The 4,220-nt window shown below is 30.6% G+C and carries 6 protein-coding genes and 1 pseudogene; 6 read left to right on the plus strand and 1 reads right to left on the minus strand.

The genetic code is table 11. From position 1 onward, the window contains the following. Positions 1–534: 534 nt before the first annotated feature. Positions 535–1,041 (minus strand): transposase, encoded by a 507-nt coding sequence (locus VK998_RS00465; RefSeq protein WP_325224260.1) that lies wholly within the window; start codon positions 1,039–1,041, stop codon positions 535–537. 74 nt (positions 1,042–1,115) lie between these two features. Between VK998_RS00465 and VK998_RS00470 the strand changes: the two are divergent. From VK998_RS00470 to VK998_RS00495, 6 genes and pseudogenes are all read left to right on the plus strand, one after another. Further along, positions 1,116–1,331, plus strand: a pseudogene (locus VK998_RS00470) (class I SAM-dependent methyltransferase); the annotation flags it as partial. Beyond that, on the plus strand, positions 1,328–1,714 hold the full coding sequence (locus VK998_RS00475; protein WP_325224263.1) for a hypothetical protein: 387 nt from the start codon (positions 1,328–1,330) through the stop codon (positions 1,712–1,714). The pseudogene VK998_RS00470 and the gene VK998_RS00475, both read left to right, overlap by 4 nt. Positions 1,715–1,882: 168 nt before the next feature. Further along, complete coding sequence (locus tag VK998_RS00480; protein WP_236911844.1) at positions 1,883–2,395, plus strand: type 1 glutamine amidotransferase domain-containing protein; 513 nt, start codon at positions 1,883–1,885, stop codon at positions 2,393–2,395. Positions 2,396–2,585: 190 nt separating this feature from the next. Further along, positions 2,586–2,849, plus strand: coding sequence for a hypothetical protein (locus VK998_RS00485; protein WP_325224265.1), 264 nt, complete (start codon positions 2,586–2,588; stop codon positions 2,847–2,849). A 402-nt stretch (positions 2,850–3,251) separates the two neighbouring features. Beyond that, positions 3,252–3,650, plus strand: a complete 399-nt coding sequence (locus tag VK998_RS00490; protein WP_325224267.1) for a HEPN domain-containing protein — start codon at positions 3,252–3,254, stop codon at positions 3,648–3,650. Then, positions 3,620–3,937 carry a nucleotidyltransferase domain-containing protein gene (locus VK998_RS00495; RefSeq protein ID WP_325224270.1) on the plus strand — a complete coding sequence of 106 codons (318 nt, stop codon included), beginning with the start codon at positions 3,620–3,622 and terminating at the stop codon, positions 3,935–3,937. Before VK998_RS00490 ends, VK998_RS00495 begins: the two co-directional genes overlap by 31 nt. Positions 3,938–4,220 lie beyond the last annotated feature (283 nt).

A 4,220-nucleotide genomic window follows, 5' to 3' on the forward strand; every position in this document is an offset into this window, starting at 1 on the left:
TTTACAAAGATGCTTTGATTGGATAAATTACTTTCTAATAGGTTCCATGAAAGAAGCCTTAACAGAAATCGACTCTAGGTTTAGAACAAGATTTAGCGAGATTAACCTTATATTAACTTGCTATTGGAGAAATTTTATATAAGGAAATAATAAATGTCGTCGACCCTAGGTAGTGCAAAAACCCCTGGAGGTCGACGACATTTTATTTTTTGCAAGGAATGTGTTGATGGCAATGGGTATATAAGAAAACACGAGAAATATGGAACCTAAATTTTGTGATATTTATATTTGACAGAAAATGAGAAATATAGTAATATCAATATGTAAGACGGGGTTTATAGACTACCTATAAGGAATTGAAACAGGATAGCGGAGCAATGTATAACGGGCAAGTATTATATGTTTATAGACTACCTATAAGGAATTGAAACGTATAGAAACTGACTATATGTTTATGTTAATCTAAAAATGGTTCTCTTGCAAACTTGGTGATTTTAATGTAGCCTCATTAAGCACATAAGAATTATTAATATTTTAACCAAATATTTCCTGGTGATTGAATACCTTTATCATCAAAAGATCAAACTTGCATCTTCCATAACTCATACGCTTAATTTCTTTTATTTTGTTGATTATTCCTTCTAGCAATCCATTTGTATAGCTACTAGTAAAACTGTTTTTGACTGAATCTATATCTCTTTTAATTCCATTAACAAAAGAATTTAATTCAGGAATATTAAATTCCCTTGCTTTTGTTATCCATTTTTCCAATGGTAATTTGTTGTCTAAGAACATACCCTTAAAATTGTCAATCAGCTCTTTTAATTCTACAAGCTTATGGTAGCTTTCTTTAAGGCTTTCTAAAATATTGAGCTCGTCCTTGTCACATATTAATGTGCAATAATTCTTGCCTTTTCTAAAAGCAAAATCATCTACTCCAATATTAGTAACGGATTCATTAATTTTATTTAAACCCTTTGGTAACTTTCTTAAAGTCCTTAATACGGTGTCATGGGAAATTTTAATTCCAAGCTTACTCATAATTTTAGAAACTTTTTCTGCACTGGTTGATAGCCCCAGGATCTTGATTATCTCAATAATATTGTGCAGAAAAAGGACATAAGGTATCATTATTAGACTTGTCAAAACGGAATATTGAAGTTGCAAAAGAAAAATCAAGAGAGAAAAACGTAACATTAGAGGTCTATATCCATGGAAATGCATTGGAACTAGAGCAATATGAACAAAAATATGATGTTATTCTTTTAATGAGGCCCTTATACCATTTAATTGAAAATCTGATAGAAAAGCTGCCGTTCAAGGAGCTTTGAGATTATTAAAACCAAATGGAATTATAGTTGCTTCTTTCATTTCTAATTATGCACCGATACAAGATTATCTAAAAGGAGTATATCCGATTGAATCTGTAGATGAATTACTAGGGTATCTAAAAAATGGAGTAAATATAGGAGATAAAGGATTCACAACAGCATACTTTATTGATTATAAAGAGGCCAAGGATTTAATGAATAGTTTTGGACTAACTGAACTAGCATTTGCTGGTGTAGAGAATATTCTAGGTTCCAAAGAAAATGAGATTAATATGTTAGAAGAAGGAGAATATAGAAAATGGTTAGAAATAGGATATCAATTAAGCAGGGATGAAAACCTTATAGGTGCAAGTGAACACTTTTTGTATATTGGACGGAAATAAAAGCTTTTACTTGTGGGCATGGGAAATTACGTACACAACTGTGAACTATGATATTCTAGGTCCAATATTATGATGAAGGAAAAGTGTATAATAAATACTGTTTTAATATATGGTTTAATAGGGTAGCTATAATATAGAAAGATTAAACACTATAGAAAGGGGATAATAATGAAGAGAATAGCTATATTAATAGAAAATATGTTTGATGAAAGAGAGTTGATTTATCCTTATTATAGGTTATTAGAGGAAGGGTATGAAGTTCATTTAATAGGGACTGAAAAAGAAACTGATTATTTTTCAAAAACTGGTCTAAGTGAAAAAAGTACCCATTCATCTAAAGAAGTATCAGCTAAGGATTATGATGGAGTAATAATTCCAGGTGGGTTCTCTCCAGATTATATGAGAAGATGTAGATCTACAGTAGATTTTGTAAAAGATATGGACAGAGAGAATAAACTAATAGCTGCAATCTGCCATGGGCCATGGATGATGACATCGTCTTGCAATCTTAAAGGTAGAAAAGTTACTTCCTTTTTTGCTATAAAAGATGACCTAATAAATGCAGGAGCCCATTATCTAGATGAGGAAGTAGTAGAGGATGGAAATTTAATTACTTCTAGAACACCTAAAGATTTACCTGTATTTTTGAAGAAAATAATCGAAAAATTAAAAGATAATTAATAAAAATGAAGCATCCTTATTTACTTAGGGATGCTTCAAAATAATAATGAATTATTATTCATTGGCTGGTAATAATATATATATTATTAAGGGACAACGGGGACGGTTCTCGCTGTCCCATTTTTTTATATTGTATAAGGTGCTAAATTAATGATATAATAAATATAGCTTATATGTGGAGGGAATCGGAATGAGTAAGGATATAACAAATGAGCGGTTATTTGAATTTATGACAAAGATGTACGGCGAAATGCAGGAAATGAAAGTGGAAATGCAAGAAGGGTTTAGGGAAGTAAAATATGAAGTGAAAAAAACAAATACTAAAATAGACCATGAAGTTATGCCTAAGATAGATGCCCTATTTGATGGTCACAAACAAAATTCTGATAAATTAGATAGGATTGAAGAAGAAGTATCTAAACATGAGGAAATAATACTTAGAAGAATAAAATAGGGCAAGGGCACCAGATATTACTCGACTTGGTCGCTACGGTTTTCCCTAGTCTCTTTAGGGAAAACTTGGAGATAAGTTAAAAACGAGACATCTCATAGGTAGAAATACTTGTGGGATGTTTTTTTCTGTTTAAACACAAAATTTATGTTTGATGCTTAATTATTGACTCAAAAATTTATATAGTTTTCTATATTGAATAAGGTACTAAATTAATGGTATAATTAACATAGAAGAGAAAAATAGGAGAATAAAATATGAAGATATATTTTGATGATCGATAGGTATTGGTGTAGCCTCCTTAGTTTTTAGCTTATTCTTGGATATAACAGGTTTTAAATGCTCTAAATTGTGGTATGATATAATTGAAACAGTAATATATTAATTCTAGGAGGGGTTGATTAAATGGAAGATAGTAGATATGATTATTGGCTTGAAATGGCACAATATGATTTTGAAACTGCAATTGCTATGTTAAAGGCTAAAAGATATCTTTATGTGGGTTTTATGCTACACCAAACCATTGAGAAAGCATTCAAGGCATATTATGTTTATTTAAAACAAGAAACTCCTCCCTTTACCCATAGTCTTGTTAAACTATCTCAAAAAGGTGGTTTTTATAATAGTATTCCTGAAGATATGAAAGATATAATAGACATTTTAGAACCATTGAATATAGAAGCTAGATACCCTAGTCAAAAGGATAAGTTATTTGCTGAACTAACAGAGACGAGATGCAATAAAATTCTTTCAGATACGGAGGTGCTTTATAGATGGATAATAGACAAATTTATGGAAGAATAAATAGATTCATGGAAGAAGTTATTCCTGAATATAATCCAGAAAAAATAGTCTTATACGGTTCCTATGCAAAAGGAAACAATCATGTAGACAGTGATATAGATATTGCCATAATAGTAAAGGAGGTTGAGGGGAGTTTCCTAGAGAAAGAGGCTAGGCTTTATAAAATTAGAAGGAGTATTGATAGTAATATTGAACCAATATTACTAGAAAGCAATAATGATAGGAGTGGATTCTTAGAGCATATATTAAGCTATGGAGAAGTATTGTTTACAAACTTAGGGAAGTAAAATCCCAGCAAGCTCAGGGTGTTGAACGTCATATTAAATGATACTTGCATCCTCACTTTATTTAAAGCTATAAATCTTTCAATTCTTTAAAGTAGTCAATGATATATGGACTATCGTCATTATAAATAGTGCTACTATTAATAGTAAAATCAAACATCCACGAACATCATGAGACATTCGTGGACATATTTTATCCTAATTCAGTTTCATTCACTGCAAGCATAACAATATCAGCATCTATTATGTTTACATTCTTACTATTTCCGATAATTAAACTTGAATT

The organism is Schnuerera sp. (assembly GCF_035459645.1).
Classification (GTDB): domain Bacteria; phylum Bacillota; class Clostridia; order Tissierellales; family Tepidimicrobiaceae; genus Schnuerera.

What these genes read in the sequence shown, in the direction of transcription:
- VK998_RS00465 (WP_325224260.1), bottom strand. Translation starts at nt 1,041, where the DNA reads ATGAGTAAGCTTGGAATTAAAATTTCCCATGACACCGTATTAAGGACT.
- VK998_RS00480 (WP_236911844.1), top strand. Translation starts at nt 1,883, where the DNA reads ATGAAGAGAATAGCTATATTAATAGAAAATATGTTTGATGAAAGAGAG.
- VK998_RS00490 (WP_325224267.1), top strand. Translation starts at nt 3,252, where the DNA reads ATGGAAGATAGTAGATATGATTATTGGCTTGAAATGGCACAATATGAT.
- VK998_RS00495 (WP_325224270.1), top strand. Translation starts at nt 3,620, where the DNA reads ATGGATAATAGACAAATTTATGGAAGAATAAATAGATTCATGGAAGAA.
- VK998_RS00485 (WP_325224265.1), top strand. Translation starts at nt 2,586, where the DNA reads ATGAGTAAGGATATAACAAATGAGCGGTTATTTGAATTTATGACAAAG.